This is a genomic window from Pseudomonas sp. MF7453, assembly GCF_016405455.1.
GTDB lineage: Bacteria > Pseudomonadota > Gammaproteobacteria > Pseudomonadales > Pseudomonadaceae > Aquipseudomonas > Aquipseudomonas paralactis.
In genome coordinates, this window is sequence record NZ_JAEKCN010000026.1 from 1 (window position 1) to 25,590 (window position 25,590).

Annotated in this window: 21 protein-coding genes; 12 read left to right on the forward strand and 9 right to left on the reverse strand. The window is 59.6% G+C overall.

Going from position 1 to position 25,590, the window contains the following annotated elements:
- Window positions 1-827: 827 nt before the first annotated feature.
- The gene (gene inhA / locus JFT63_RS27090) at window positions 828-1,508 is read right to left on the reverse strand and encodes an isonitrile hydratase (protein ID WP_057704355.1); all 681 of its coding nucleotides are present in this window, start codon (window positions 1,506-1,508) and stop codon (window positions 828-830) included.
- An 88-nt stretch (window positions 1,509-1,596) separates the two neighbouring features.
- Here inhA and JFT63_RS27095 point away from each other — a divergent pair, with 88 nt between their 5' ends.
- The gene (locus tag JFT63_RS27095; RefSeq protein ID WP_057704354.1) at window positions 1,597-2,565 is read left to right on the forward strand and encodes a GlxA family transcriptional regulator; all 969 of its coding nucleotides are present in this window, start codon (window positions 1,597-1,599) and stop codon (window positions 2,563-2,565) included.
- Here the strand turns inward: JFT63_RS27095 and JFT63_RS27100 are convergent.
- From JFT63_RS27100 to JFT63_RS27110, 3 genes are read right to left on the reverse strand one after another with little or no spacing between them, the layout of a single operon-like run.
- Window positions 2,551-3,462 carry an alpha/beta fold hydrolase gene (locus JFT63_RS27100; protein ID WP_198845134.1) on the reverse strand — a complete coding sequence of 304 codons (912 nt, stop codon included), beginning with the start codon at window positions 3,460-3,462 and terminating at the stop codon, window positions 2,551-2,553. The two genes, JFT63_RS27095 and JFT63_RS27100, sit on opposite strands and share 15 nt — an antisense overlap.
- A complete protein-coding gene (locus tag JFT63_RS27105; protein ID WP_198845135.1) occupies window positions 3,450-5,276 on the reverse strand; it encodes a glycoside hydrolase family 15 protein in 1,827 nt (608 codons plus the stop codon). Before JFT63_RS27105 ends, JFT63_RS27100 begins: the two co-directional genes overlap by 13 nt.
- On the reverse strand, window positions 5,269-6,069 hold the full coding sequence (locus tag JFT63_RS27110; protein WP_198845136.1) for a glucose 1-dehydrogenase: 801 nt from the start codon (window positions 6,067-6,069) through the stop codon (window positions 5,269-5,271). The genes JFT63_RS27105 and JFT63_RS27110 overlap by 8 nt, the downstream gene beginning before the upstream one ends.
- A gap of 197 nt (window positions 6,070-6,266) precedes the next feature.
- Between JFT63_RS27110 and JFT63_RS27115 the strand changes: the two genes are divergently transcribed.
- The 7 genes from JFT63_RS27115 to JFT63_RS27145 all read left to right on the forward strand — a co-directional run bounded on the left by JFT63_RS27115 (window position 6,267) and on the right by JFT63_RS27145 (window position 13,502).
- On the forward strand, window positions 6,267-6,641 hold the full coding sequence (locus JFT63_RS27115) for a c-type cytochrome (protein ID WP_198845149.1): 375 nt from the start codon (window positions 6,267-6,269) through the stop codon (window positions 6,639-6,641).
- A gap of 98 nt (window positions 6,642-6,739) precedes the next feature.
- On the forward strand, window positions 6,740-7,237 hold the full coding sequence (locus JFT63_RS27120) for a sigma-70 family RNA polymerase sigma factor (protein ID WP_057704349.1): 498 nt from the start codon (window positions 6,740-6,742) through the stop codon (window positions 7,235-7,237).
- Between the two features lie 26 nt (window positions 7,238-7,263).
- The gene (locus JFT63_RS27125; protein WP_198845137.1) at window positions 7,264-8,214 is read left to right on the forward strand and encodes a FecR family protein; all 951 of its coding nucleotides are present in this window, start codon (window positions 7,264-7,266) and stop codon (window positions 8,212-8,214) included.
- Window positions 8,215-8,311: 97 nt separating this feature from the next.
- Entirely contained in the window at window positions 8,312-10,717 is a 2,406-nt protein-coding gene (locus JFT63_RS27130; RefSeq protein ID WP_198845138.1) for a TonB-dependent siderophore receptor, read from the forward strand.
- 161 nt (window positions 10,718-10,878) lie between these two features.
- On the forward strand, window positions 10,879-11,961 hold the full coding sequence (locus tag JFT63_RS27135) for a type III secretion effector protein (RefSeq protein WP_233102427.1): 1,083 nt from the start codon (window positions 10,879-10,881) through the stop codon (window positions 11,959-11,961).
- A 140-nt stretch (window positions 11,962-12,101) separates the two neighbouring features.
- Window positions 12,102-12,419: a hypothetical protein gene (locus JFT63_RS27140; protein WP_057704345.1), complete on the forward strand. Its 318-nt coding sequence runs from the start codon at window positions 12,102-12,104 to the stop codon at window positions 12,417-12,419.
- Window positions 12,420-12,596: 177 nt separating this feature from the next.
- Window positions 12,597-13,502 (forward strand): type III secretion protein, encoded by a 906-nt coding sequence (locus JFT63_RS27145; protein WP_186562008.1) that lies wholly within the window; start codon window positions 12,597-12,599, stop codon window positions 13,500-13,502.
- Between the two features lie 9 nt (window positions 13,503-13,511).
- Here the strand turns inward: JFT63_RS27145 and JFT63_RS27150 are convergent, their stop codons facing one another.
- Entirely contained in the window at window positions 13,512-14,663 is a 1,152-nt protein-coding gene (locus JFT63_RS27150) for an MFS transporter (RefSeq protein WP_057704344.1), read from the reverse strand.
- 692 nt (window positions 14,664-15,355) lie between these two features.
- Between JFT63_RS27150 and tssI the strand changes: the two genes are divergently transcribed.
- Genes tssI through JFT63_RS27170 form a run of 4 tightly spaced genes read left to right on the forward strand, consistent with a single transcriptional unit; the run spans window position 15,356 to window position 21,126 of the window.
- On the forward strand, window positions 15,356-17,359 hold the full coding sequence (tssI, locus tag JFT63_RS27155; protein ID WP_198845139.1) for a type VI secretion system tip protein TssI/VgrG: 2,004 nt from the start codon (window positions 15,356-15,358) through the stop codon (window positions 17,357-17,359).
- Window positions 17,359-18,195, forward strand: coding sequence for a DUF4123 domain-containing protein (locus tag JFT63_RS27160; RefSeq protein ID WP_198845140.1), 837 nt, complete (start codon window positions 17,359-17,361; stop codon window positions 18,193-18,195). The genes tssI and JFT63_RS27160 overlap by 1 nt, the downstream gene beginning before the upstream one ends.
- 4 nt (window positions 18,196-18,199) lie before the next feature.
- Window positions 18,200-18,961, forward strand: a complete 762-nt coding sequence (locus tag JFT63_RS27165; RefSeq protein ID WP_198708114.1) for a hypothetical protein — start codon at window positions 18,200-18,202, stop codon at window positions 18,959-18,961.
- Window positions 18,962-18,975: 14 nt separating this feature from the next.
- Complete coding sequence (locus JFT63_RS27170; RefSeq protein ID WP_198845141.1) at window positions 18,976-21,126, forward strand: lipase family protein; 2,151 nt, start codon at window positions 18,976-18,978, stop codon at window positions 21,124-21,126.
- Between the two features lie 8 nt (window positions 21,127-21,134).
- Here the strand turns inward: JFT63_RS27170 and codA are convergent, their stop codons facing one another.
- The 4 genes from codA to JFT63_RS27190 form a co-directional block, all read right to left on the reverse strand.
- The gene (gene codA, locus JFT63_RS27175) at window positions 21,135-22,370 is read right to left on the reverse strand and encodes a cytosine deaminase (RefSeq protein WP_057704338.1); all 1,236 of its coding nucleotides are present in this window, start codon (window positions 22,368-22,370) and stop codon (window positions 21,135-21,137) included.
- A gap of 50 nt (window positions 22,371-22,420) precedes the next feature.
- Entirely contained in the window at window positions 22,421-23,689 is a 1,269-nt protein-coding gene (codB, locus tag JFT63_RS27180; protein WP_198845142.1) for a cytosine permease, read from the reverse strand.
- Window positions 23,690-23,898: 209 nt separating this feature from the next.
- Window positions 23,899-24,255, reverse strand: a complete 357-nt coding sequence (gene queD, locus JFT63_RS27185) for a 6-carboxytetrahydropterin synthase QueD (RefSeq protein ID WP_003190259.1) — start codon at window positions 24,253-24,255, stop codon at window positions 23,899-23,901.
- Between the two features lie 110 nt (window positions 24,256-24,365).
- Window positions 24,366-25,445, reverse strand: coding sequence for a patatin-like phospholipase family protein (locus JFT63_RS27190; protein WP_198845143.1), 1,080 nt, complete (start codon window positions 25,443-25,445; stop codon window positions 24,366-24,368).
- Between the last annotated feature and the right edge of the window lie 145 nt (window positions 25,446-25,590).

A 25,590-nucleotide genomic window follows, 5' to 3' on the forward strand; every position in this document is an offset into this window, starting at 1 on the left:
GATCCAATTGTGGGAGCTGGCTTGCCTGCGATGGCGGCCTGACAGGCGATGCTTAACTACCTGACACCGCCACGATCCAATTGTGGGAGCTGGCTTGCCTGCGATGGCGGCCTGACAGGCGATGCTTCTCTACCTGACACCCCGCGATCCAATTGTGGGAGCTGGCTTGCCTGCGATGGCGGCCTGACAGCCGGCACAGTCATACCGAGAGCATATCCATTCCTGCGGTAACGGCTACTTAGGGTTCCGCCCTGACGGCGGCTCACTTTGCAAAAGCGGCAAAGTAAGCAAAACGCTCTTGCCCCACCACTCGGCACCTCGCCTGGGCTCGGTGTGCCCGTAATCCGCCAGTGATTTTGGGGGCCGCCGCCACGCGCCATCCATGGCGCGGGGCGGCTAAACCGGCATCCCTGCCGGTTTACCCCCCAAATCCCTGTCGAATTCCGGCCAGCGTGGTTTAACGGGGCGCCTAAGATCAAGATCAAAAGCAGAGCAAGAGCAAGAGCGGCTCGCTTCGCATCGTGGTTACTGTCGGCTACAACCGAACAGGCGGTTTACCCCCGAAAGAATCAAAAGAAGTTTCGTACAGCAGCCTAGGACTCACCTTGCGTCCAGGCGCTGAAGCCGGTTTTTTCCCACACCCCTTTAAGGTTGCTGCTAGGAATGGTCATCACTAGTCTTGCCCAGTCGTTGCCAATTCAGCGACCGGACGTGAGAAATCCGAATTACTCCTCCCGCTGGACCGCGTAGCAGTCCCATTCTTCCGAACCAAGAACGGGGCCGCTTCGCGCCCCAGCGGGAGCAAGCTCCCTCGCCACGATGAACATTCACCCCAACCGCGCAGCTGCCCGCGCAACAATCTCCCCGCGCACTCTGCGTGACTCCACCGTGCGCTTGTTGGCTTCCTCCAGTACATGCCTGGGCGCCGTCTCCGGGCGGCCGGAGTCAAACGGTGGGGCCGGCGCGTATTCGATCTGCAACTGCACCAGTTGTGCCGCCGCTTCGCTATACAACTCGGCCGCCAGGGTCAGCGCAAAGTCGATTCCTGCCGTGATGCCTCCGCCGGTAAACAGGTTGCCGTCACGCACCACGCGTTCCTGCACGGGGATGGCGCCGAGCGGCGCGAGCAGGTCGTGGTAAGCCCAGTGGGTGGTGGCCTTGCGACCGCGCAGCAACCCTGCCGCGCCCAATACCAGTGAGCCGGTGCACACCGAGGTCATGTAGCGCACTGTCTGTGCCTGGGCCTTGAGAAAATCCAGGGTTTGCGGGTCTTCCATCAATGGGCCTACACCGGCGCCGCCGGGTACGCAAAGCACATCCAGGTTCGGGCAGTCGGCGTAGGTCATGGTCGGCGTGAATACCAGGCCAGTGCTGGAGGTGATCGGCGCGAGGTCTTTCCACACCAGGTGCAGCTTCACGTCTGGCAGCGAACCGAGGACATCATAGGGGCCGGTAAGGTCCAGTTGCTGGATGCCGGGGAACAACAGAAAGCCGATCTGCAAGGTCATGAATCAAGCTCCGAAAAGGAATGGACGACCTCACTTTAGAAGCCTAGGCTTTGGCGAGTACGCCATTGAGCCCACGAATCACGCCAATATGCCCAGAATTATCCACGTACTCGCCTTTGACAATGCCCAGGTGCTCGATGTGACCGGGCCCCTGCAAGTGTTCGCGTCGGCCAATGACCTGGCGCGCCAGCGTGGCTTGCCGTTGCCCTACACCGCAAGTGTGATTGCAGCGCAGGCTGGGCCGGTGATGACGTCTTCCGGGTTGGCGCTACTGGCCGAGCCGCTGCCAGCGATCGATACACCGTGTGACACGCTGGTAATCGCCGGAGGCTGGGGCGTGTACGGCGCTGCCGACGAGCCGGCGCTGGTGCACTGGGTGCGGGAAAAATCCCGGCACGCCCGGCGCATGGCTTCGGTCTGCACCGGGGCGTTTCTGCTGGCCGCCAGTGGCCTGCTCGACGGCTGCCGCGTGGCCACGCACTGGACGCGTTGTGAAGAACTGGCGCGCAAGTATCCGGCGCTGACGGTGGAGTCCAATCCGATTTTCATCCAGCAAGGCGCGGTGTGGACCTCGGCCGGTGTGACTGCCGGGATCGACCTGTGCCTGGCCCTGGTAGAAGAGGACCTGGGACGCGCCTTCGCCCTGGAAGTGGCGCGGCACTTGGTGGTGTTCCTCAAGCGCCCTGGCGGGCAGTCGCAATTCAGCGTGACGTTATCGTTGCAAAAGAGCGACAGCCGCTTTGCCGAATTGCACGCCTGGATCGCCGAAAACCTGACGCTGGACCTTAACATCGCCACCTTGGCGGCCCAGGCCGGTATGAGTGAGCGCAGCTTCGTGCGCCACTATCGCGCCGAGACCGGCCAAACCCCGGCGCGTGCGGTTGAACTGATCCGACTCGAAAGTGCCCGCCGGCAATTGGCAGACGGCACCACTTCGATCAAACGTATCGCTATGCATTGCGGCTTTGGCTGTGAAGAAACATTGCGCCGCAGTTTCCTGCGGACCTTGTCGGTGACGCCTCAGGCATATCGGGAGCGTTTTTCAGCGGTCGAGTAATTCCTGCAGTGCTGCCAGCGTGACATGGGGCGCCTCCTGGAACACATTATGGCCAACACCTGGCAGCACTTGCCGTCGATAAAAACCGCGGAAGTGCTCCACATCGTCATCCTCTTGCGACGCCGGGCCCACGCCATCATCGGCGCCGCACAATGAAATGCTGGGCACCGTTATCGCCGGTGGCTGCACCAATGCCTGCTCAATGGGTTCCAGCGCGGGATCACCCGGTGCATACATGAATCGATGCCGATAGGAGTGAATCACCACCGCGACAAAATCCGGGTTATCAAACGATGGCGCCGTCTTGCCATACAGACTCGGCCCTTCATGCCAGGTCGGCGACCAAAGCCGCCATAGCAACTCACACAACTCACGTCGGTTGGCGGTCAAACCGTCAACCCCACGCTGGGTATGAAAGTAATACTGGTACCACAATCGATGCTCGGTTTCCGGCGCCCGAGGCTTGAGGGACTTGGCGACGTCCTGGATGTTGTAACCATCCCCCGTCACCAGGCCGCGCACCCGCTCGGGCCACAGCGCGGCAACAATACACGCCGCGCGCCCACCCCAGTCATACCCGGCGAGAGTGGCCTGCCTGATGGACAGCGCATCCATGAAATCCAGCAGGTCCTTGGCTAACGCCGCTTGCTGGCCGGAGCGCATGATTTGGTCGTTGATAAACCGCGTCGGGCCATACCCGCGCAAATACGGGACCAACACCCGATAGCCTTGCTCGGCCAGCACTGGCGCGATGTCGTCATAGCCGCGAGGGTCATAAGGGAAGCCATGCAGCAGGATCACCGGCTCGCCCGCGATGGGGCCGTGCGTCTCGTAAGCCACGTCTAGCATGGACGTGCGTACATACAACAGCGCGGCCGGGGAGGTCAGGGTTGCCATACAGTCTTCTCCCCGCTGAGTTTGCGGTCCAGGAACGTTGCCGCACTGATCAAGGCCAGATGGCTCAACGCCTGGGGTGTGTTGCCCAAGTGCCGAGCCTGGCTGTCGAACTCTTCGGCGTACAACCCCAGCGGGTTGGCGTAGCGCAGCAGCTGTTCGAATTCCAGATGGGCTTTTTCCACCTGCCCGGCGCGGGCCAGGCATTCGACGTACCAGAACGAGCAGGCGGCGAATGCGCCTTCGGTGCCTTGCAGCCCGTCGATCTGGCTGTCGTCATTGCGGTAGCGGTAGACCATGCCGTCGCGCACCAGGCTTTTCTGGATTGCTTCCAGCGTCGCCAGCCAACGGGGGTCGGTGGCGGCAACGAAGCGCACCAGCGGCATCAACAACATCGAGCCGTCCAGCGCCGTGCTGCCGATATGCTGTACGAAATGCCCGCGCTCTTCGTTCCAGAAGTTGCTCCAGATATCGGCGTAGATTGCCTGACGCGTCTGGTCCCAGCGTGCAAACGGGGCGGGCAGTGAGCGTTTGGAGGCCAGGCGAATGGCACGATCCAGGGCCACCCAGCACATCAGGCGCGAGTGCAGAAAGTGATGCTGCTCGCCGCGCATTTCCCAGATGCCCACGTCTTTGCGGTTCCAGATCTCACACACTTGATCGACCACTTCCACCGTATGTTTCCAGCCTTCGTGGGAAATGGCTTCGCCGTACTTGTTGACCAGGTAAACGGCGTCCATCAGTTCGCCGTAGATATCCAGCTGGATCTGGTCGAACGCTTCATTGCCCACACGCACCGGTTGTGCGCCGCCGTGGCCGCTCAAATGATCGAGGGTGGTTTCCGGCAACTCCTGGCGACCGTCGATGCCATAGAGGATGTTGATCTTGGTGGGCTGGCCGCAGCAGTCGCTGACTCGGCCCTTGAGCCAGCGCATATAGGCGTTGGCTTCCTCGACAAAGCCCAGGCGCATAAACGCGTAGACGGTGAATGAGGCATCGCGGATCCAGGTGTAGCGGTAATCCCAGTTGCGCTCGCCGCCGGGGCTTTCCGGCAGGCCGAAAGTCGCCGCGGCGATGATTGCGCCGTGCTTGCGTGAGGTCAAAAGCTTAAGCGCCAAGGCCGAACGATTGACCATTTCGCGCCAGCGTCCACGGTAATTGGACTGTCCGATCCAGCCGCGCCAGAACGCCAGGGTGCGCTCCAGATAAAGATTGGTGCAGTCGTTGATCACCCGCGGATCGTCCTGGCCGCCGAGCACAAATTCGGCGCCTTCGTCCTGGGCCAGGGTGAAGCGAGTGACGGCCGCATCCGCGTCGAGGGTCAGCGGCTGGCTGCCCACCAGGCGCAGGCCGGGCTGGCCGTCGGCGCGGAACACTACACCGCCATCGTCCGCTGTAGCGTGAGTCTTGGCGCGGGCATAGTCATGGCGCACGGTGCAGCGCAGATGCATAGTTGCCTGGCCACTGACCACGCGCACTCGGCGAATCAGCAGCGGCAAATCGTCAACGTCTTCGCTGACGACCAGCAGATCGGTGATTTCCACCACCGCCTCGTCACTCAGCCAGCGGGTTTGCAGTACGTTGGTGTCAGGCAGGTAGATCTGCTCGCGGCGGGCGTTGGGCAGGTCCGGGGTGAGTTGGAAGGTGCCGGCATCGGGCGTGTCGAGCAGCGCGCAGAAGATCGACGGGCTGTCGAATTCCGGCCAACAGAAAAAGTCGATGCTGCCCCGGTCATTTACCAGTGCGGCACTGCGCATGTCGCCGATGATGCCATGGGCATCGATGGCGCTTTGGTGCTCTTTCTTCAAATCAACCATTGCCGCGAAACTCCGGATAAAGGCTCATGCCGCCATCAATGAACAGCGTACTGCCGACCACATAATCAGAAGCATCACTGGCCAACCACACCACCGCATTGGCCACATCTTCTACCTCACCGACGCGGCCATAAGGAATCAATTTAAGCAGCTCTTTTTCCGCCGCGCCTTCAGTGGCGGCGCGGTTGATCGCCGTACGAATCGCCCCCGGCGCAATGCCATTGATGCGGATGCGTTGCTCGCTGACTTCCTGGGCGAGGGTGCGCATCAGCATCTCCACGCCACCCTTGGACGCCGCATAGTTCACATGCCCGGCCCAAGGGATGACTTGATGCACCGAACTCATATGGATGATTTTGCCGGCGGCCCGTGACACGCCCTCACGCACCCCCTGACGACTGAAGATACGCACCGCCGCGCGGGCGCAGAGGAACTGCCCGGTGAGGTTGACACCGATCACGGTGTTCCAGTCCTCAAGGGTCATGTCGACCAGGTTGGCGTCTTTTTGCAGCCCGGAGTTGGCTACCAGAATATCCAGGCTGCCAAAGGCATCGAGGGTCTGAGCGAATAGGCGCTCGACGTCGGCCTCCTTGGACACATCGCCGCCGATGGCAAGCGCTCGGCCGCCGTTGGCATTGATCTGCGCCGCAAGGGCCTCGGCGGGTGCCGCCTGGGAGTTGTAGTTAAGCACCACCGCCGCGCCAGCGTCGGCCAGCGCTTTAGCCGCGCCCGCACCAATGCCGGAACTGGCACCGGTGACCAGGGCCACTTGTTGCTGCAAGGAAATCCGCATCGCCCACCCACTGTGTTTATGAGAGTCCTTTCAGCTGACTGGCGGCGGGGAGTGGAAGTTCATCGCATGGCTTGTACGCCCAGGCCGGGGCCGTTGGCGTAGCGCCGGGGCGCAAGGCGCAGGTTTATCGTAATATGCTGAAAATAAAAGATAAGGGATGGAGCAAAGGAATGCGTATGTCGACAGGCACCCCAAGAATGAAACCCTTAGTCATAGGCTTAACAGCTGTTTTATCACTGCTTCAAGTGTCATCGGCCGTAGAGGAAAACAGCAATGGCAAAACGCTCTATCTCCAACGGTGCGCTGTGTGCCATGGACCGGATATAAAGGCCAGCGGGCCATTGGCTAAAAAAAGCAATCCGCCCACGCCTGACCTTACTACCGCCGCATTCAAGCAGCGGCTGCATGATTATCCTGGGGTGATCGTCTCGTCGATCATACTTCGCCCAAATGGCAACCTGATTCCAAAGACCTTGAAGGACAACGGTGTAAAGATAGCGCCGCACGCGTGGAGCGTTCAGGATTTTCGCGATCTGCATCAATACATGAGCAGCGTGATTTCAAAAAGTTGAGGGTTTTGAATGCGGTGGGCGTACCGCCGATGGACAGCAATTGCTCCGCTTAATAGGAAGCATTACTATTCACGCCCCGCCTCCTCAGTGCCTTCGCGATGATTCCTCAGCCGCCCCGCAGAACAGGCTTTTTCGAGCACTACGAAGAGTTGATCGGAACCTGGACCCGACGCTTGAGGAACCGTCAACAAGCCGAGGATCTGACCCACGATACTTTTGTGCGAGTGCTTGAGTCCCACGCCAGCGAGGTTGCGCAACCACGCGCCTACCTGCATCAAACCGCCCGCAATATCGCGGTGGACGGCTACCGCCGCGACGAACGCCGCGAGGCGTTGACGTTGCAGGCCGTGGATCAGGCTCCCCATAACGGCGACCCGGAGCATTACATGCACGCGATTCAGTTGGCCGACTCCATCGAGCGGGCCCTGGCCGAGTTGCCGCTCAACTGCCGCAAGATTTTTATCTGGCAGAAAATCGAGGGGCTCACCCAGCAGGAAATCGCCGCGCGCCTGGGGCTATCTAAAAACATGGTGGAAAAGTATATGATCCGCACCCTGCGGCATCTGCGTGACCGCCTGGATGCAATGGCGCCATGACCCGCTTAGGAACAGGATCTTCCCCGATGGATAAGCGTGCCCGTGACGAGGCGGCGCAATGGTTTGTGCGCCTGCAAGACGGCCCGTTGAATGCCGAAGAGCGTCAACGTTTCGATGCCTGGCGTGCCGAGCAGCCCGAACACCAATATGAATTCGATGTACTGCAAGGGCTGTGGAGCGCCACGGATCTGCTTTCCCAACCCCGTTTGCAGGCCCTGTGCGACGTGCCGGCTGAGCGCCCCAGGCGTGCTGCGGTGTTGCGCTATGCGGTAGCGGCCAGTGTGGTTGCCATTGCGGTGGGCCTGGGTTTGGTCAGCGGGTTGGGCCAACCAAAGCCCTACAGCGCCGAGTTCAGTACCCGAGTGGGCGAGCAGCGCCAAGTGGCTCTGCCCGACGGTTCTGTGATGGACCTTAACAGCCGCAGCGTGGTTGCGGTTCACTACGAAAAAGGCCGGCGAGGCATTGAACTCAAGCAGGGCGAGGCGATGTTCAGCGTCGAGCACGACGCCAGTCGCCCCTTTGTGGTCGCCGCCGGCGCAGGGCAGGTGACGGTCACCGGCACGCGCTTCGATGTGCGGCGCGATGATGAGCAGACCCGCGTGGTGGTCGCAGCCGGCACGGTCAAGGTGCAGGGGCAGGCATCGACCCCAATCGTGACGCTCACCGCCGGCCGGGGCACTCACGTCGATACTCAGGGCCAGGTGGCCGCAGCCTACGCGGTGAACCCTGAAGAACTGACGGCATGGCGCACCGGTAAACTGGTGTTCAACAACGCCACCCTGGCCGAGGTGGCGCGGGAGGTGTCGCGCTACCGCGAGCAACCGTTGCGCGTCACCACGCCAGCGGTGGGTAACCTGCGCCTGACCAGCGTGTTCAACGCCAACGACACCGACGCTTTGCTCAAAGCCCTGCCGCATATCCTGCCGGTTGCCTTGCGCGCCTTGCCGGACGGCAGTCAGGAAATTATTTCACGCTGACATTCAGGTTTTTTTCGAGTTGTTCGTCTTCTCCTGCAACTGCAACTGGTTTGCATTAACGGCCGCACACTCTTGCGATCACAGGATTAGGTTCGACGTGAAAAAACTCGCCCTCTACAACAATAAAATCTCCCGCTGGGCGCCGCTCGCCCTGGCCATTGCTGTCAGCATCGCGCTGCCTGTCGCCCAGGCTGGCGATGGCATTCATATTCGCGCCCAGCCCCTGGGCGCAGCCTTGAGCCAACTGGGCCAGCAAACTTCGCTGCAAGTGTTCTTCAGCCCCGATATGGTCGCCGGCAAGCAAGCCCCCGCGGTGGATGGCAATCTCTCGCCTGAACAAGCCCTGCGCCAATTGCTGCAAGGCAGTGGGCTGGATTACCAGATCGACGCAGGTTCGGTGACCTTGCGCACGTTGAGCGCCGGCACCGGCGAGGCCGGCTCGCCACTGGAACTGGGCGTCACCGACATCAAGGTGGTGGGCGACTGGCTCGGCGATGCCGATGCCGCCGTGGTGCAAAACCATGCGGGAGCACGCACTGTGGTGCGCCGCGAAGCCATGGTGGAGCAGGGCGCAATGAACGTTGGTGACGTATTGCGCCGCGTGCCTGGTGTGCAGGTGCAGGAATCCAATGGCACCGGTGGCAGCGATATTTCCCTCAACGTCGGCGTACGCGGCTTGACCTCACGCCTGTCGCCACGCTCCACCGTGCTGATTGATGGTGTACCGGCAGCCTTCGCCCCGTACGGCCAGCCGCAACTGTCGATGGCCCCCATTTCCGCCGGTAACCTGGACAGCATCGACGTCGTGCGCGGCGCCGGCTCCGTGCGCTATGGCCCACAAAACGTCGGCGGCGTGATCAACTTCGTGACCCGCGCCATCCCGGAAAAATTCTCCGGTGAAGTCGGTACCACCCTGCAAACGTCCGCCCACGGTGGATGGAAGCACGTGGAGAATGCGTTTATCGGCGGCACCGCCGACAACGGCATCGGCGCCGCGTTGCTGTACTCCGGCGTCAATGGCAACGGCTACCGCAACAGCAACAATTCCAACGACATTGACGACGTGATCTTCAAGACCCACTGGGCGCCGACTGATCAAGACGACTTCTCGCTCAACTTCCACTATTACGATGCCAGCGCCGACATGCCCGGTGGTCTGACCCAGAAGCAATTTGACGCCAACCCTTACCAGTCGGTGCGCGACTGGGACAACTTCAGCGGCCGCCGCAAGGACGTGTCCTTCAAGTACATCCGCCAGATCGACGACCGTACCCAGGCAGAAGTACTGACCTACTACTCCGACAGCTTTCGAGGCAGCAACATCGCCAACCGCGATCTGAAAACCCTCAGTTCCTACCCCCGCACCTACTACACCTTCGGCATCGAACCGCGGGTGTCCCATGTGTTCGACGTGGGCCCGAGCACGCAGGAAGTCAGCGTTGGCTACCGCTACTTGAAGGAAGGCATGCACGAACAGGCTACGAGCCTGAACCTGGTCAACAACGTGCCCACGCCAGGTGGGCAGAACGACGGCCACGTTTATCAAGACCGCACCGGCGGCACCGAAGCCAACGCTTTCTACATCGACAACAAAATCGACATCGGCCAATGGACGATCACCCCGGGCATCCGCTTTGAAGACATCCGCACCGAATGGCATGACCGCCCGGTCGTGGCCCTGAACGGCAAGCGTACCGAGGAAAAGCGCCGCGAGATCCATAACAATGAACCGCTACCGGCTCTGAGCGTGATGTACCACGTCAGCGACGCATGGAAACTGTTCGCCAACTACGAAACCTCCTTCGGCAGCTTGCAGTATTTCCAGTTGGGGCAGGGCGGTACCGGCAACCAGACCGCCAATGGCCTGAACCCGGAAAAAGCCAAGACCTACGAGATCGGGACGCGCTACAACGACAGCATCTGGGGCGGCGAAGTGACGCTGTTCTACATCGACTTTGCCGATGAACTGCAATACGTCAGCAACGACGTGGGCTGGACCAACCTCGGCGCCACCAAGCACGCCGGTATCGAAGCGTCGGCTCACTACGACTTGTCCAATCTTGACCCGCGCCTCGACGGCCTGACCGCCAACGCCGGCTTTACCTATACCAAGGCCACCTCCGAGGGTGACGTGCCGTTCAAGGGCCGCGATCTGCCGCTGTATTCCCGTGAAGTGGCGACCCTGGGCCTGCGCTACGATGTCAACCACTGGACCCACAACCTGGACATCTATGCCCAGTCTGGCCAACGTGCGCCAGGCACCGGCACCACCTACATCACTCAAGGCACCGCTGACGGCCAGTACGGTGATATTCCGGGCTATGTGTCGGTCAACCTGCGCAGCGGTTATGACTTTGGCGCGCAACTGTCGAACCTGAAGCTTGGCGTGGGGGTGAAAAACCTCTTCGACCAGCAACATTACACGCGCTCCAGTGACAACAATGCCGGGATATACCTGGGCGAGCCGCGCACGTTCTTTGTACAGGCAAGCGTAGGGTTCTGATCTTCGATTGTTGGCAAACATCGCAGCCCAGGGGCTGCGATTTTTTTTACCTGTGCCAGACGTAACGCGACCCTGCCTGATCTGTTTCCTACACCGTCAAAGCACATATTGTTGCTGGATCAGGAACTGTTTCCGACACAAAACCACACATGGGAAAGCTGATGGGCTTCGACACTGCGTTGGAGCGACAAGCTGAAATCGCGCCCACTGTAATGGAGAAACCTATGTCGGTATCGATGGATACGTCCGTCTCTGCTTCACCAACGCCAGACCTTTCGCAAGCCACTGCCAAGGCCGTCGTCAAGCACACCCGCGAGGCACCTGCTGCGCCTTCTTTCAATGATCAGAGTGCTGCCCATGTGAGCTTCCCGTCCGCGCAAAACAAGGCCGGGCCGGTGTTCGATCAACATCAGCCGGCAACCACTGTTGCTGATGTGCTTGGCCATCACCACAACCCTTCCGGGCTGCGTCACTTACTGAGCCAACTCAAGCGCTGGCTCAGTCATTGGTTCTTGGGGCATCGGCCGCCCATGCATCCCGGCTGTGGGCAGCCACCAAGACCTGATCCAGGCTGTAGCAACCCGCCGCCAAGGCCCAACCCAGGGGCAAGCAATCCACCTTTGCGCCCCGACCCTACCGCAGGGGGGAGGCCATATCCGGTCGCACCCGGCAGGCCCGACCCGCAATATTCATTGAAGAGCAACGAAGAGTTGGCGCAGCAATTGCGCGACAGCTTCAATGCCTTTAGAGACCCAAACAACCCTGGGTCTATCAGTGTTGACAGCATTCTTGCAATGGCGAAAAGAGGATGGTCGCCCAATCCGGTCATGAGGGAAAACACCCGCTTGGCCAATGAGCTGCTGCGGCGGCCGGAGCTGATGGCGGCGCTTGACCGAGACGGTCAAACCGGTGCGTTGAATGATCTTATTGATTGGAAAAGCCTGAACGCGGTTATCCAGGGGGATAACTACTTCAAGTACAAGACTGACAAAGAGTTGGCCGCTGAAATGCTTGAGCATTTCGATGAACTCAAAGAGGGAAGCGGCGGGCCTAGCCTTAAATTCAGAGACTTGAAGAAACTCGCAAGTCAGGCGCTCACGGGCGATGCCGACAAGGATCACCTGATCCAATTGGCCCAGGCAGTCATGAAACGAGGTGATCTGCTCAAGCTGATGGATAACCTCGTCAGTGCCGACGGTGACGGAAAGATCCGTCGCAAAGCATTGGCCCTACTGGCCCAATAACCCACCTTCAGGCGCTGTGCTGCGAGAACGGCGCCTGATTCCGTTATTTAAGGAACGGCTTACGCTTATTTGCCACATAGGTGATAGCTGTGGTGGTGCATAGGCCCGCCACTTTTCACATTTTGTCCGAGGGAAAACACATGACTTCAACTTCGTTTAATTCCTCCCAACCTTGCCGCCTTGAACTTTTGCAAAACCCCCAGCAAGCAAATCCTGCCATATCCGAGAAGGGCGGTGTGTCAGAAGGTATCCCCACCGCTGCGCAGGAATATGTGGCCCAAGCCCGGCGCATGAAAGCGTTTGCCAGCGAGCGGAAGTTTCAGGCACCCGTTGCAGATGATTTTTCCCGGGGCATGCTGGCGGACCGTCAGGTTCCAGTGGCCCACGCCGACTCACTGAAACGCACCGGGCTGATCAATAGTCTGGCGACGTGGTGGCGTAGTCGAAAGTCCGGTTGATCGTGCCTCGCCTGGGCTTTTACATATTGTCATTGGTATTCGTTGCTCATCCGGAACTGCCGTCTCCCTCCAACCACATATGAGGTGCTTGTCCGAGTGGAATCCATTCGTTGATCTGGTTCATTCCGGCACAGGTCACCAAGCGGATATGCATCTGAACAGAGTTGGAGAAAATCCATGAAAATCGAGGGTGTACTACCTCCCGGCCGGCCTCTTGCCCTTGGCGGATCAGCCGCGCAAGCAACGACGCTACCACCGGTCACCTGGCAGGAAGCTTCTTGCACGCCTGAGCGAGGCATCTCTGGCAAGCCCATTCTTTCGCGCGGAACGTTATCCGTTCTAAGTCATCGAGACCTGCAGAACTTCCCCACTGAACGGGCGAGCGGGTCCGTGCCAGGTGCAACTTCAACGGACAAGCAATTGGCAAAGGCCCTTGAAAAAGCCTTTGGTCTGCTGCACCCCTTCCTTAATGAGGGGCGCTTGACCTGGATGTCATTGCAGCGGATCGCGGCTCAACCCCTGGGTGAAACCGAGGCACTGGATGGTGCCATTCAGGTCGTCAGGGAAATTCTCAAGCGTCCGCGGTTAAGTGACACCATCTTCAGCCGCGACGGTGATATCACGCGTGACAGTCTCAGCACGGCAGCCCAGGCGTTGCATGGCAACAGCTCGGCGAGCGTATTCAGCCAGGATCCGTTTCATACCCAAGGCAACGCGCAAGTGGTGCAAGCGCTGCAAAGCCAGTTTGAACACTTGAGAGACAAGACGATGGATCGCACCTTCCTGTTCGAACAACATCAGTACGTTGAGATTGCCAAGCTCAAGGCGGTCATGCAGGACCCGTACGAAGTTGATCAGCAGGGCAGCACTGTACTGGACCCATCTACCGGCATGCCCAGGCCCCAGTACAGTGAATGGTGTGTCTACACGGCGAAAAACGTTATAGAGCGCCCTGGTTTGCTGCCTTCCTTGGAACGTGCCAATGGCACGCGACTGTTTGGCCCCACTTACAAAGAGGGTTGGCTGAGCAACAAAAGCCTCGAGCGCTGGCGGGAGCAGGACGATGCTCGCAAAGCGCGCTGACTGCCGCGCCTATACCTTGAGGATTTTGCCGCTGATGGCCACGGCCGCCAGCAACACCGCAATCAATACAAAGGCGGTACTCAGGCTGCTGCCATGGGCGATAAAGCCGATCACCGCAGGGCCGGCGAGAATACCGGCGTAACCGAGCGTGGTGATGGCCGGTACCGCAATATGTTCCGGCATGACCTTCTGTTTGCCGACGGCGGTGTACAGCACCGGCACGATATTTGAACACCCGGCACCCACCAATGCGTACCCCAGTAATGCAGTTTGCCAGGCCGGCAATAGCGTCGCGATGAGCAGGCCGACGCACGCCAAGGTGCCCCCGATCACGATCACGCGCGTAGTCCCCAGGCGTCGGACAATGGCATCACCGGTCAAACGCCCCGCGGTCATGGTCAAGGCAAATGCCGCGTAGCCAAGGCCGGCGTACGCTTCATCCAGGCCGCGTTCAGCGCTGAGGAATACAGCACTCCAATCCAGCACCGCACCTTCGGCCAGGAATACGATGAAACACAGGCACCCAATAAACAACACCACACCATGGGGCACCGCAAACGCCGGGCCGGAGCTTTCGCTGCCATAAGGCAAAAGGTGCGGTGCGGCCTTGAGCAATGCCGCAACCATGATAACCACCACTACCAGCGTCGCCTGCAGTGGCGACAGGCCCAGGCCCAGCAAACCGGCAACCCCCGCCGCGCCAACGATCCCTCCCAGGCTGAATAAACCATGGAAGCCCGACATCATGGTTTTGCCACTGGCGCGCTCGACAATCACCGCTTGCAGATTGACGGTAGAGTCCACGGTGCCCAGGCCCGCGCCAAACAGGAACAAGCCAGCGATCAACAACGGGATCGAGCTGACCGTGGCCAGCATCGGCAGGGCCAGGCAGATCATGAGGGTCCCTGCGGTGAGTACACGACGGCAGCCGTAGCGCGATGCCAGGGCGCCGGCTGCCGGCATCGCGAGGATCGAGCCGACGCCCAGGCACAACAGCAGCAGGCCAAGCGTGCCTTCATTCAGATCTGCGCGCGCTTTGGCATAGGGCACCAGGGGCGCCCAGGCAGCGATACCAAAGCCTGCGATAAAGAAAGCGATGCGCGTCGACATCTGCTCCAGCCGCCCGGGGATTACGGGCGCAGGGGTGGGGATGGCAGTCATGAGAAATCCTTGGTTTTGCGTTTATCGAGCGATGTCCAGCGCGACATCCTTGCACATCAGGCCCTTTGGAGCGAGCCGGGTTCCCTTCGCGTGCGGGATTGGAAGTACCGATGGCGACAATTGTTTTTTACAAAGCCGGAACGCTTTGGCGGCTGATAACCACACACGAGTGATCGAACCTGTAGGAGGTGGTCTGGAAGGTGAGTAATCCTCGTGAGAGTGGCTGAACCCCAGGTTTCTTGCGGCGGATTACCACCTTCCAGACCACTTCCAAATGAGGAGACATCAACACACCTTGGTACGACGCCGGACCTGTGGCGAGGGAGCTTGATCCCGATATAGGCTTCCGGGCACGACCAGCGTGCTGGATCAGACCGAGTACATATCCGTTATTTAGGGAAGAAGGCTACCAGCTTGGAAAGATGTCAGCTGTTTCTTTGGAACTGGGTTATGCAGATATAAACTCGCGTAAGAATTTTCTTGTTGTTCTTCGATACCTTATTGGCTGTATGTCCTGCTTTATAAGCGACACTTCCATCCTCGATGTACGAAACTTCTGTTTTATTTGGAAAAGGCCGAAAAGCGCATGAAATCGCTAAGCTTTAGCGTGTTCAGGTGCTTTTTTTCGCAATCCACCCGGTATTGGCGAGGGAGAGTCGTTCAGTTGAAAAATTGATTGCGGGTAACAAGGGATGGTTAACGCGTTTGTTTCGTCACGTTTCAAATTAGTTCTTCCAGGCATAATCACAGACTTTCAGGTAGTGGCATTCAAAGGCACTGAAGCCCTCGATCAGCCTTACTTCATACATGTGCAATTGGTCAGCGAAGACCCTTCTTTCGATTTGGAGGCGCTGCTTCATCAACCCGCCTATCTGGACTTTGGCGAAGCGGATCAGGGGCTGCATGGGCAGGTCTACGCCATCGGTCGAGATGATCCCGGCGTGCGGCTCACCCGTTATCACCTGACCCTCGCCCCGCGCCTGGCGTGTCTTGCCCATCGCCGCGACCAGCGGATATTCCAGCAACGCAGCGTGCCGCAGATCCTTGCAACAGTCCTTGAGCACCACGGGATTCTCGCCGATGCCTATGCCTTCGAACTCGGCCCCGTGGTGTACCCGCCGCGAGTTTTTTGCGTGCAGTACATGGAATCGGACCTGCACTTTATCCAGCGGCTGTGTGAGGAAGAGGGTATTCACTACCACTTTCGCCACAGCGTGGATAACCATCTGTTGGTATTCGGTGATGATCAAACAGTATTTCGACGGCTGGCGGTGCAGCGTTATTGTTCGTCGGCTGATCCGGCGCTCGAGGCCCGGGTGGTCCAGCGCTTCGACCGGCGTTTGCAAACACGCAGTCAGCGAACTGTACGTCGAGACTATGACTTTGAGCATCCTTCGTTTCGCCTGCAAGAACAGGCCGGTGCCAAAGCGGCAGAGCCCTGGGACGACTATGAATACCCCGGTGGTTTCACTGGCCGTGCCCGGGGAGCGCAACTGGCGCGACGTGGCCTGGAGCGCCATCAGCGTGATCGTCATCGGGTGTTGGGCAAAAGCGATCAACCCGCGTTACGCAGTGGTCATTTTCTTGAACTGTGCGGGCACCCGGATCCAGCCTGCAATGACTTATGGTTGCTGACATCGGTGCGTCATGAGGGCTACCAGCCGCAGGTGTTGGAGGAGTCGGCATTCGAGGCCGCCGGGTTTCAGGGCTATCGCAACCGATTCACTGCAACGCCCTGGCGCGCAGTGCATCGCCCGGCCCTCAAGCACCCCAAGCCGACGATCAGTAGCAGCCAGACCGCAACGGTAACCGGGCCCGCTGGTGAGGACGTGCATTGTGATGCCTATGGCCGAGTGAAGGTGCGCTTTCACTGGGATCGCCTGGACAAAAACGACGATACGAGCAGCTGTTGGCTGCGGGTAGCGTCGGGTTGGGCCGGTGACGGGTTTGGCGCCCTGGTCATTCCACGGGTAGGCATGGAAGTGCTGGTGAGCTTTCTGGAAGGCGACCCGGACCAACCTTTGGTCAACGGCTGCCTGCCCAATGCGTTGCACTTGCCGGCCTACCCTTTGCCGCAACACAAGACACGCACCGTACTGCGCAGCCGCAGCTCCCCAGGCGGTGGCGGTGGTAATGAGCTGCACCTTGAAGATCGCCGTGGCGAAGAACTCATCTATCTGCGTGCCCAGCGTGATCTGGAACAACAGGTGGGGCATGACAGCCGCCTGGAAGTGGCAGGGGAACGGCATGAAGTCATTCGTGGAGCCAGTACGGTTCGCTTGGAAAGTGAGGAGCGTCGCCACGTTCTCGGTGCTCGCAAGGTTGTGCTTGAGGCGCACGACCACCTCGACGTACAGGGCGATAGCCTCACCCGTGTTGCTCAGACCCTGGTGATCGAAGCCGGGCAACAGGTTCATCTCAAGGCGGGCGCCAACCTGGTGATCGATGCGGGTGCGCAACTGAGCCTGAAGGCGGGCGGCGAGCACCTGCTGATTCAGGCCGGCGGTATTTTCAGCAGCCGGCCCATCACCCTGGGCGGGGCACCGTGCGCAACGCCCTCGTCAGTTGCCGACGCGCAAATGTCTGCAGCGCAAGGCGTCATCATGGATTTGGCTAAAAAACTGGGTGCGGACTTTTTCCCCCTGTGCGAATGCTGCCGCGAAGGTCAGTACGATATGGCGGGGAGGGCGGCTTGATGGACAGCCTGGTCACTCGATGGATGGCCCAACAGCAGCAACGCGGCTATCACCTGTGCCTGATGCTTGAGGGGCGTCATGAGGCTAGCCAACCGCTGCTGGCAGAACGCGATCTGTCGCGTTATTGCAACCTCTACAGCGAGACCGCTGCGGCGCAGTTGGCGAGTTCCGGCCCGCTGATCCTATTGCTGGAGCAAGCGAATGAGCCCGCGCTGATTGATCTGCTGCGACACCCCGAATCGAACTGGGGATGGCTCTTTAGCCTATCTGCTGCCGACTTGACGGGAGTGGCGCGTCATTGGCGCGACAGGCTGCTGGTGGGGCCAGCGGGGCGGCAGACGCTCTATCGTATTCACGACAACCGCACCCTGGCCCGCGCCTTGCTCCATCTATCCAAGGAGCACTGGCCGGTCTATCTCGGGCCGCTGAACAGTGTGTGTTATTGGCATGAAGGCCGCTGGCATCAAAGCGAAAACCCTGCTCCGGGCCACTATTCTGCACCGGAGCCAGCCCCCTGGCTCAACACACCCAACCCACAAGCCGACGCCATTTTGCACGCCAATATCCTCCGTTACCTGCTCGCGGAACACAGTGAGGACCTGGCGGCACTGGTCGAATTCCAGGACCCCAGGGTCTGGCTCACCCAAGTACTGGAACAGGCTCGGACCTGGCAATGGCGCAGCCCCGAGCAGTTGGCGTTCCTGGTGGTGCGCCGGTTGGAAGAGGCGATCCGAAGCAGCGTTATTCATTGGCCCCCTCGGGGTGGGGAGGCGCCTGAAGCGCATTTTGAACGGGTCGTGGAGCAATGGCGCAGGGAGGGGGAAAGCGGTGAATAGGTGGATGGCAGCGGTGTTGCCTGTTCTTGGGGGCGTGGCGCTTTCGGGCTGCGCGGGGCGGGGGGTGGATAGTTTTACGTTGGAGGTGGATTTGCCGGCGCAGTTTGAACTTAAAACCGCTGCCAATTACCGACCCGCGACGGGTGAGAGCTGTGTTTTGCCCAGGCGTCGAGATAAGAGACCAGAGCGAAAAGTCTTTTTTACGGAATACAAACCGGTAGCGAGCAGGGTTAGCTATGAACTACCGCTGACTGAAACAGTCGAGGGTTGCCCGTTGGTACTGCGCAGTGTGGAGTTTGGTTTTTATGCGAAGTGGGGCGCGCGGGATGCAGATGTGGGTGGGGATGATGCCTATATCTCTATTGGAGATCATCTGGATAGGCCTGGGATACAGCAGCAAGGTGTGCAGGCGTTATCAGGTCAGTGTCAATGGTTGTTTCGGACAGTCGGTCCCTTTCATGCGATCAGGAAGATCCTCCAGTGCCGTTCGGTTAATGCGCTGGGGCAGCTGCAGACAACACGCGTTGGTGGAAATGCACAGCGCGATCAACTGCGGGGGAAAACCCTCAGGATGACGCTAAAGGTGACGGATGAGGAACGCCCCGCTTTTGGCGATAACTGGGTCGCTGTTCCAGGAGGGTGGAAACGCTGTAAGGGTATAGATTTCGCCGATCAGGATGCTTACTGCAATGGCAATAACACCGATTTCAAGCCAATAAAAATGCCGGATGGCCGCATCTGCAATATTTATCCAACGTGTGAGTGATAAGGAGTTAAGCCATGTATTTGGACGCAAGGAAGCGATCCTTTTTCAGCGACAGTGCGCCAGCTTGTTCATTGCGAGGGCACTGGGTCAGCTTTTGCCTGGTCGATGAGCTCGGAGTTGGCGCGACGTATGGCGGCCTGCCATATACCGTCCGCGACAGTGCAGGACAGGAGTACAAGGGGAGATTGAACGGATTAGGTTTTGCCAAGCTGGAGAATATTAATAGCGGCCCTGTGGTTCTTGTTTTTGATGAGCTGTATTCAGGATCAGGTCAGCCATATCGCCGGTTAATGATGCGACCGACTTATCAGCTTCCTGTTACCGAGCTGCAAGTTCGTGCTGAGCAGACTGGATTCGCTGTGGCCGATGGGCGTCGGGCTGAGGCCAATCCTGCACAACAACAAGCCAACCGGTTCTACCAAGTTGAAGTCAGGGATCTAGTGCGCCATGCCGCCCACCTCCCTCCGATAAGACCTTGTGCCCATCGTCCCAAACGTCACGCACTGAAGATGATGGCCGATCTGGGGTTCGGCCCACCCGAGCCAACGTTGTCCGGTATCGTACTGTTCCCCAACAACCACACTGTTCTCGAAGTACGACCACTACGGGCGTTGCGCCCCATGCTATCTATTGAAGATAAATTCAGTGCCCTGAACCTGTACCAACTCGCATTGTTTGCTGCGTTGAGTTATTGCGATTTTGGTCAGGTACCCTCAGAAAGGCCTTTGCATGAAGTCCGCTTTCCGTTGGATCCAAGCGTTGGAAATTTATTCGCTGAACAGCTCTCCTTGTATCAAGAAGCCTGGCGAATTGATCCGAAGCAAGTGCAGCGTTTTCATCCTCTCTATGAAGAGGTCCCTTATTCCAGCCGTTTCGAAATCTTGCCATTCGATCCTGAGTTATATCCCCAAAACCGACCGGAACTGAAGGAAGAGCAGGAGCACCCCGCCCATTTGCATTTTTTCGATGACGAAAAGTTCGGCACGGATACCCAGGCTTTCGTCACTCATCACGGTGAGGCAATCCTGATCGCTGTGCGAGGAACCGTCAGCCATACCGATGTGCTACGTGACGCAGACGCCCATCAGGTGCCTTTCGCCGAAGGCGTCGGAAAAGTGCACGACGGTTTTTACCAGGCCTACCGTGCTATGCGTAATTTCGTATTGCGATACCTTGATCAGTTTCACACCGGCCAACGCATTATCATTTGCGGCCACAGCCTCGGTGGTGCCATTGCATTGCTGCTTGCCGAAGGGCTGCGCCGAATGCCGGACGCCCACTACAACATCCTCCTTTACACCTACGGCGCGCCCCGCGCCGCAGACTCCGAATTCACTGTCGGCGCTTCGTCACTGGTTCACCACCGCATCGTCAATCACAACGACCCCGTGCCCAGTGTTCCCGCCCCGTGGATGAACACCACCGCCAAACTCTGGATACCCGGGGCCATCACCTTATTCAGTGCGCCTGCACCCGGCGGCCTGTTATTCGCCGCAGGGTTGGTGCGCATGGGTGGCAACCCCTACCAACATCATGGTGAGCAACATCACTTCATGCCGATCATGCTCCCGGACGGCACCCATTCTTCGGTGTTATGGAAGCCAGGCTGTGAGTCCATCCAAGAAGCGGGTTGTAATCGCGCGTTGCAACTGCAGGGCGACATGCCCCACCGCGACACTCTATTGAGGCAGCTTTTTCAGGCCGGTCAACACTTCATGACCGCCAGCTACGTCCCCGCGGCCTGGGCTACATTGCGACGCTGGCAACAAACCCTGGATAGCCAAGGCACCCTGGTGACCGCAAGGGAGTTCGAGCTGCTTGACCAGGCTCTTGAGGACATGCGCGCGCAACTGCGGGCCAAACGGCGTGAACTCGCCCGTCGGCGCCCGGCCAATGATCGCAGCCATGAAACCAACGATGCCTTGAACGCCGAGATCGACCGTTTGCACGCCAGCCGCGAGCGCTTGGCCAGCCTGCGCTGGCGTCGCATTGAAGCCCGCGATGTCTACGGCAGTCATGCGGGGGCGGCGCACCTGCAAGCCAGCCTCAAACGCTGGTTCAGCCACCGTGAGAATCACGAGCCTGCTCAGTTTGCCAGCATCCCAACGCCTTCCCACAATGATCTGGCAAGGCCGCAAACACTGGATATCGACTCAATCGTTTAGCCACTGGGTCACATAAACTCCACCTGTGCCGGTTGCCGCTTCATCAGCACCTTGCCGTTGCGGATCGAGTACAGCGGCAGGCCCTGGCTACGAATGACTTCGTAGTCGCTGTCGGCCGACAGGATCAGCAGGTTGGCCGGGCGGCCCGCTTCCAGACCGTAGCGGTCACCCAGAGCCATGGCCTTGGCGCTGTTGTCGGTGACCAGGTCCAGCGCGCTTTGCAGGTTGCGGTAGCCGAGCATATGGCAGATGTGCAGGCCGGCTTCCAGCACGCGCAGGATGTTGCCGTTACCCAGCGGGTACCAGGGATCGACGATGGAGTCCTGGCCGAAACACACGTTCATGCCGGCCTCAAGCAGCTCGTTGACACGAGTGACGCCGCGGCGTTTCGGGAAGCTGTCGAAGCGGCCTTGCAGGTGGATGCTTTCGGTGGGGCAAGACACAAAGCTGATGCCGGAATGCCCCAGCAGGCGAAACAGTTTGGCGCAGTACGCGTTGTCGTAAGAGCCCATGGCCGTGGTGTGGCTGGCGGTGACGCGGGTACCCATGTCGCGGCTGCGGGCTTCTTCGGCAAGCACTTCGAGAAAGCGTGAGTGTGGGTCATCGGTTTCATCACAGTGCACGTCCACCAGGCAACCTGTGCGTTCGGCCAGGTCCATAAGGAACTTCACCGAACTGACCCCTTGATCGCGGGTGTATTCGAAGTGGGGGATGCCGCCGATCACATCGGCGCCCAAGCGAATGGCTTCCTCCATCAACTCGCGGCCATTGCGGAACGACTCAATGCCTTCCTGGGGAAAGGCGACAATTTGCAGATCGATCAGGTGTGCGCTTTCTTCTCGCACTTGCAGCATGGCCTTGAGCGCGGTGAGGTCCGGGTCGGTGACGTCGACATGGGTGCGCACATGCTGGATGCCATGGGCGGCGAGGGCTTGAATGGTTTTTTTGGCTCGGGCCTTGGTGTCTTCCTGGGTAATGGTGGCCTTGCGTTCACCCCAGCACTCGATCCCTTCGAACAGCGTACCGCTCATGTTCCAGCGCGGTTCGCCGGCAGTGAGCGTGGCATCGAGGTGGATGTGGGGCTCGACGAAGGGCGGTATCACCAGGTTACCGGCGGCATCCAAATCGCCGGCCCCGAGCGTGGGCACCCTTGTTTGCGCAGTAATACTGGCGATCCGGCCGTGTTCCAGGTGCAGATCATGCAAGCCTTCACGGTTGCGCAGGCGGGCATTGATGATGTGCATGGTCAAGTTCCTCTTGGCTAAAAACAATCAGGCAGGCAGCCGCCGGATCCTCAGGACGATACCGATGCCCCGGCGGTCATGCTGCGTAGTATGGCGCTGAGCAACACGTAGGTCAGCGATGCGGCAACAATTCCCACCAGCGGCGCGACCCATGGCGAATTGAACGCCAGCACGGTACCCACCCCATACGCTACCAGACCCGGCCAGTTGAATGCTGGCAGGCGAGCATCCGCCAGGCGCGGGTACTGGCCGCGATAACGATAGAAGAAGTCCGCCATGATCACCCCGCCAATCGGCGGGATCACGGTGCCCAGCAGGATCAGGTACGGTACCAGCAGGTCGTACATACCAAGCAAGGCGAGCAGGGTGCCGATCACGGCACCGGCCAGAGTCACGGTCTTGCGGCGTTGGGTGCGCAGCAGGTTGCAACCGGCGACGGCGAAGTTGTAGATGGTATTGTCCTGAGTGCTCCAGATATTGAGCAGCAACATCGCCATCGCGGCCATGGCGAAGCCTTGCAGCAGCAAAACCTCCACCACATCCGGTTGTTGATAGACGATGGCGCCGTAGGCGCCGATCAGCACCATCAGGCCATTGCCGATAAAAAAGCCGATCAGACTGGCCAGCACTGCGACCCTGGCCGAGCGCGAAAAGCGCGTCCAGTTGGTGGCCTGGGTCGCACCGCTGACGAAGGTGCCAAACACCAGGGTGATCGCCGTGGACAGGTCCAACTCCGCGGTCGGCACCACCGCCAGCAGCCCCGGCAGCCCGCCGACCTTCACCGTGGCGACCCACATCGACAGAATCAACAATAACCCCATGGCCGGCACTGCGATCCAGGACAGGATTTCCAGCCCGCGATACCCCACGTAGGCGGTAGCGCAGAATAATAAGCCAAACACCATCATCAACCCCAGCACACTGCCTGGGCTCAGTTGGAAATACTTGCCCAATACTACGGCTGCCGTGGCCGTGCCCCAGGCATACCAACCGATCTGGGTAAAACCGAGGATCAAGTCACTGAGCTTGCTGCCCACTTCGCCAAAGCAGAAACGCCCCATCAACACCGAATTCAAGCCGCTCTTGAACGCGATGTAACCCAGGCCTGCGGCATAGATACCCAACAAGAGGTTACCCAGGGCCACGACCCCGAGCATGTCGATGAAACTGAACGCCACCCCCAGCTTGCCACCGGCAAACATGGTTGCAGTAAAAAAGGTAAACCCCAGCAGCACCATGGCCGTAGAGGCCAGGCCTTTGCGTGCATGCAGGGGAACTTCGCTAAGGGGGTAATCGTTGCCAGGTGGTTGCTGCGTCATGGGTGCTGCTCCCTGAGTAGTGACGCAGCTCGTTTGCATCGTGCGTGCCAACGCAGGGGAGAGACATCAGCTAATGGGAGCAAGCCCTATGAAGTTGCCCCAGCCCAATCCGGTGCCAAAGCGGTGCAGCGCTGAGCCAAACTGGCTCAGGCGAATTCAGTTTGCAAAAAAAAACCACCCGCGCAGGTGGTTTTTCGACAGGTTATCGCTTACTCGCCGCGATAAATGCAGCCACTCGTGCAGGTCTCATGAATGCGAATCGCACTGAGCTCAGGCAGCAGCGGTTTCAATTCATTCCAGATCCACTTGGCCAGCACTTCGCTGGTAGGGTTTTCCAAACCGGGGATGTCATTGAGGTAGTTGTGGTCGAGTCGCTCATACAGCGGCTTGAAAATCGCCTTGATCTCCGAGAAATCGCGAATCCAGCCGGTATGGGGGTCCAGATCGCCGCTCAGGTGAATAGCCACCTTGAACGAATGCCCATGCAGGCGCCCGCATTTATGGCCTTCCGGTACGTGGGGCAGGCGGTGGGCGGATTCGAAGGTAAATTCTTTGAAGATTTCCACAGTGTTTTCAGCTCGGTCAGGTGTCTGGCAGGCGGCGAGTTTAACAGTTTGATCAACCTCTGCGCATACCGCCCCTCATGTCGCAGGAGCGAGCAAGCTCGCGCCTACCCTCAGAGGGCTGACAGTCGGTCGCCCAGCTTGCCGTTATCCGCCAATGCCAAAAACTCATCCCCCAGCCGCTGGCTTTCGCTCATCGCGGTTTGCCAATACTTATTGCGGCTTGGGTCGTCGCCCATAAAGCGCTTGAAGTCACTGCGGTCTGGCAGTTTGCCGTGGGGCAGGCGGGCCAGGTAGTCCCTGGATGGCGCCAGCAACAGCACATCCTGCAAGCCTTGCGGGTTGCTGCGTCGCCACGGCAGGCCCTTGTCAAACCAGCCGGGGATGACACGGTCGGTGAAGTGCGGGTACAGCACGATGTCATCGCCGTGATAGGGCAGGTCGAGGTGGTAGTCCAGCAGGCCACCGTCGCGGTAGGTGCCCGCCCCGGCGCCGGGCAGGTCGCGCACGCCTTGCATGACCATGGGGATTGAGCCGGACGCCAGTAGCGCCTGGCGCAGGTTGCCCAGTTCCAGGTTAATGAAGCGCGAGGCAAAGTCTTTGAGCGGATGTACCGGTGGCGCCTGGCGCGGGTCGTGGATGATCAGCCGCTCGAAATGCCGCGACAGCCGGGCGCGGCCCCGCAGGTTATCGGCAATCACCGACGACAAGCCCAGCCCCAGCCGCCCACGGTGGTCATCGGCAAGCAGCCCGTGGCTCTTGACCACCATGATGTTGAGCCGGTAGTCGGGGTTGCTCAGCACTTGCGCATCACGACCGGCCAGCAGGTCATCGAGCATCCGTTGGCAGCTCTGACTGACTTCGGCCATGGTCACGCCCTTGGCAAAGCGCTGCTCGTTGTACAAACGGCCCAGGTCCAGTATGCCCTGCACCGGGTCGGGCAGGCAGGTGCTGGCAAAGCGCCACGAACCAATGGACGCGCCGATCAGGGCGCGCTCCCTTGGTGCGCGCGGCAACCAGTCACCGAACAGCGCCAAGTCCAGCCCCTGGATACCCAGGGCCTTGGGGCCACCGGCCGCACCGGGGAGGATGCCCACGTCGGCAGGCGCAAGGCCCTGCTCGCGAATACGGCTGAACGCGCGTTTGCCTGCCTTGAGGGTCAAGGCAGGGAACTTGATATGGATGGCTGTCATACCGGTCTCTGTTGAGGCGAGCGGGGGATTATAGAAAATCTCGCTGGCAGTGGGAAAAACGGTCCGCTCGTAAATTGCCATGGTGGCAATTCAGTTTCAGTTAAGTTGCGACAGGTACCGTGACCGGCGTAGGAAAACATCATGT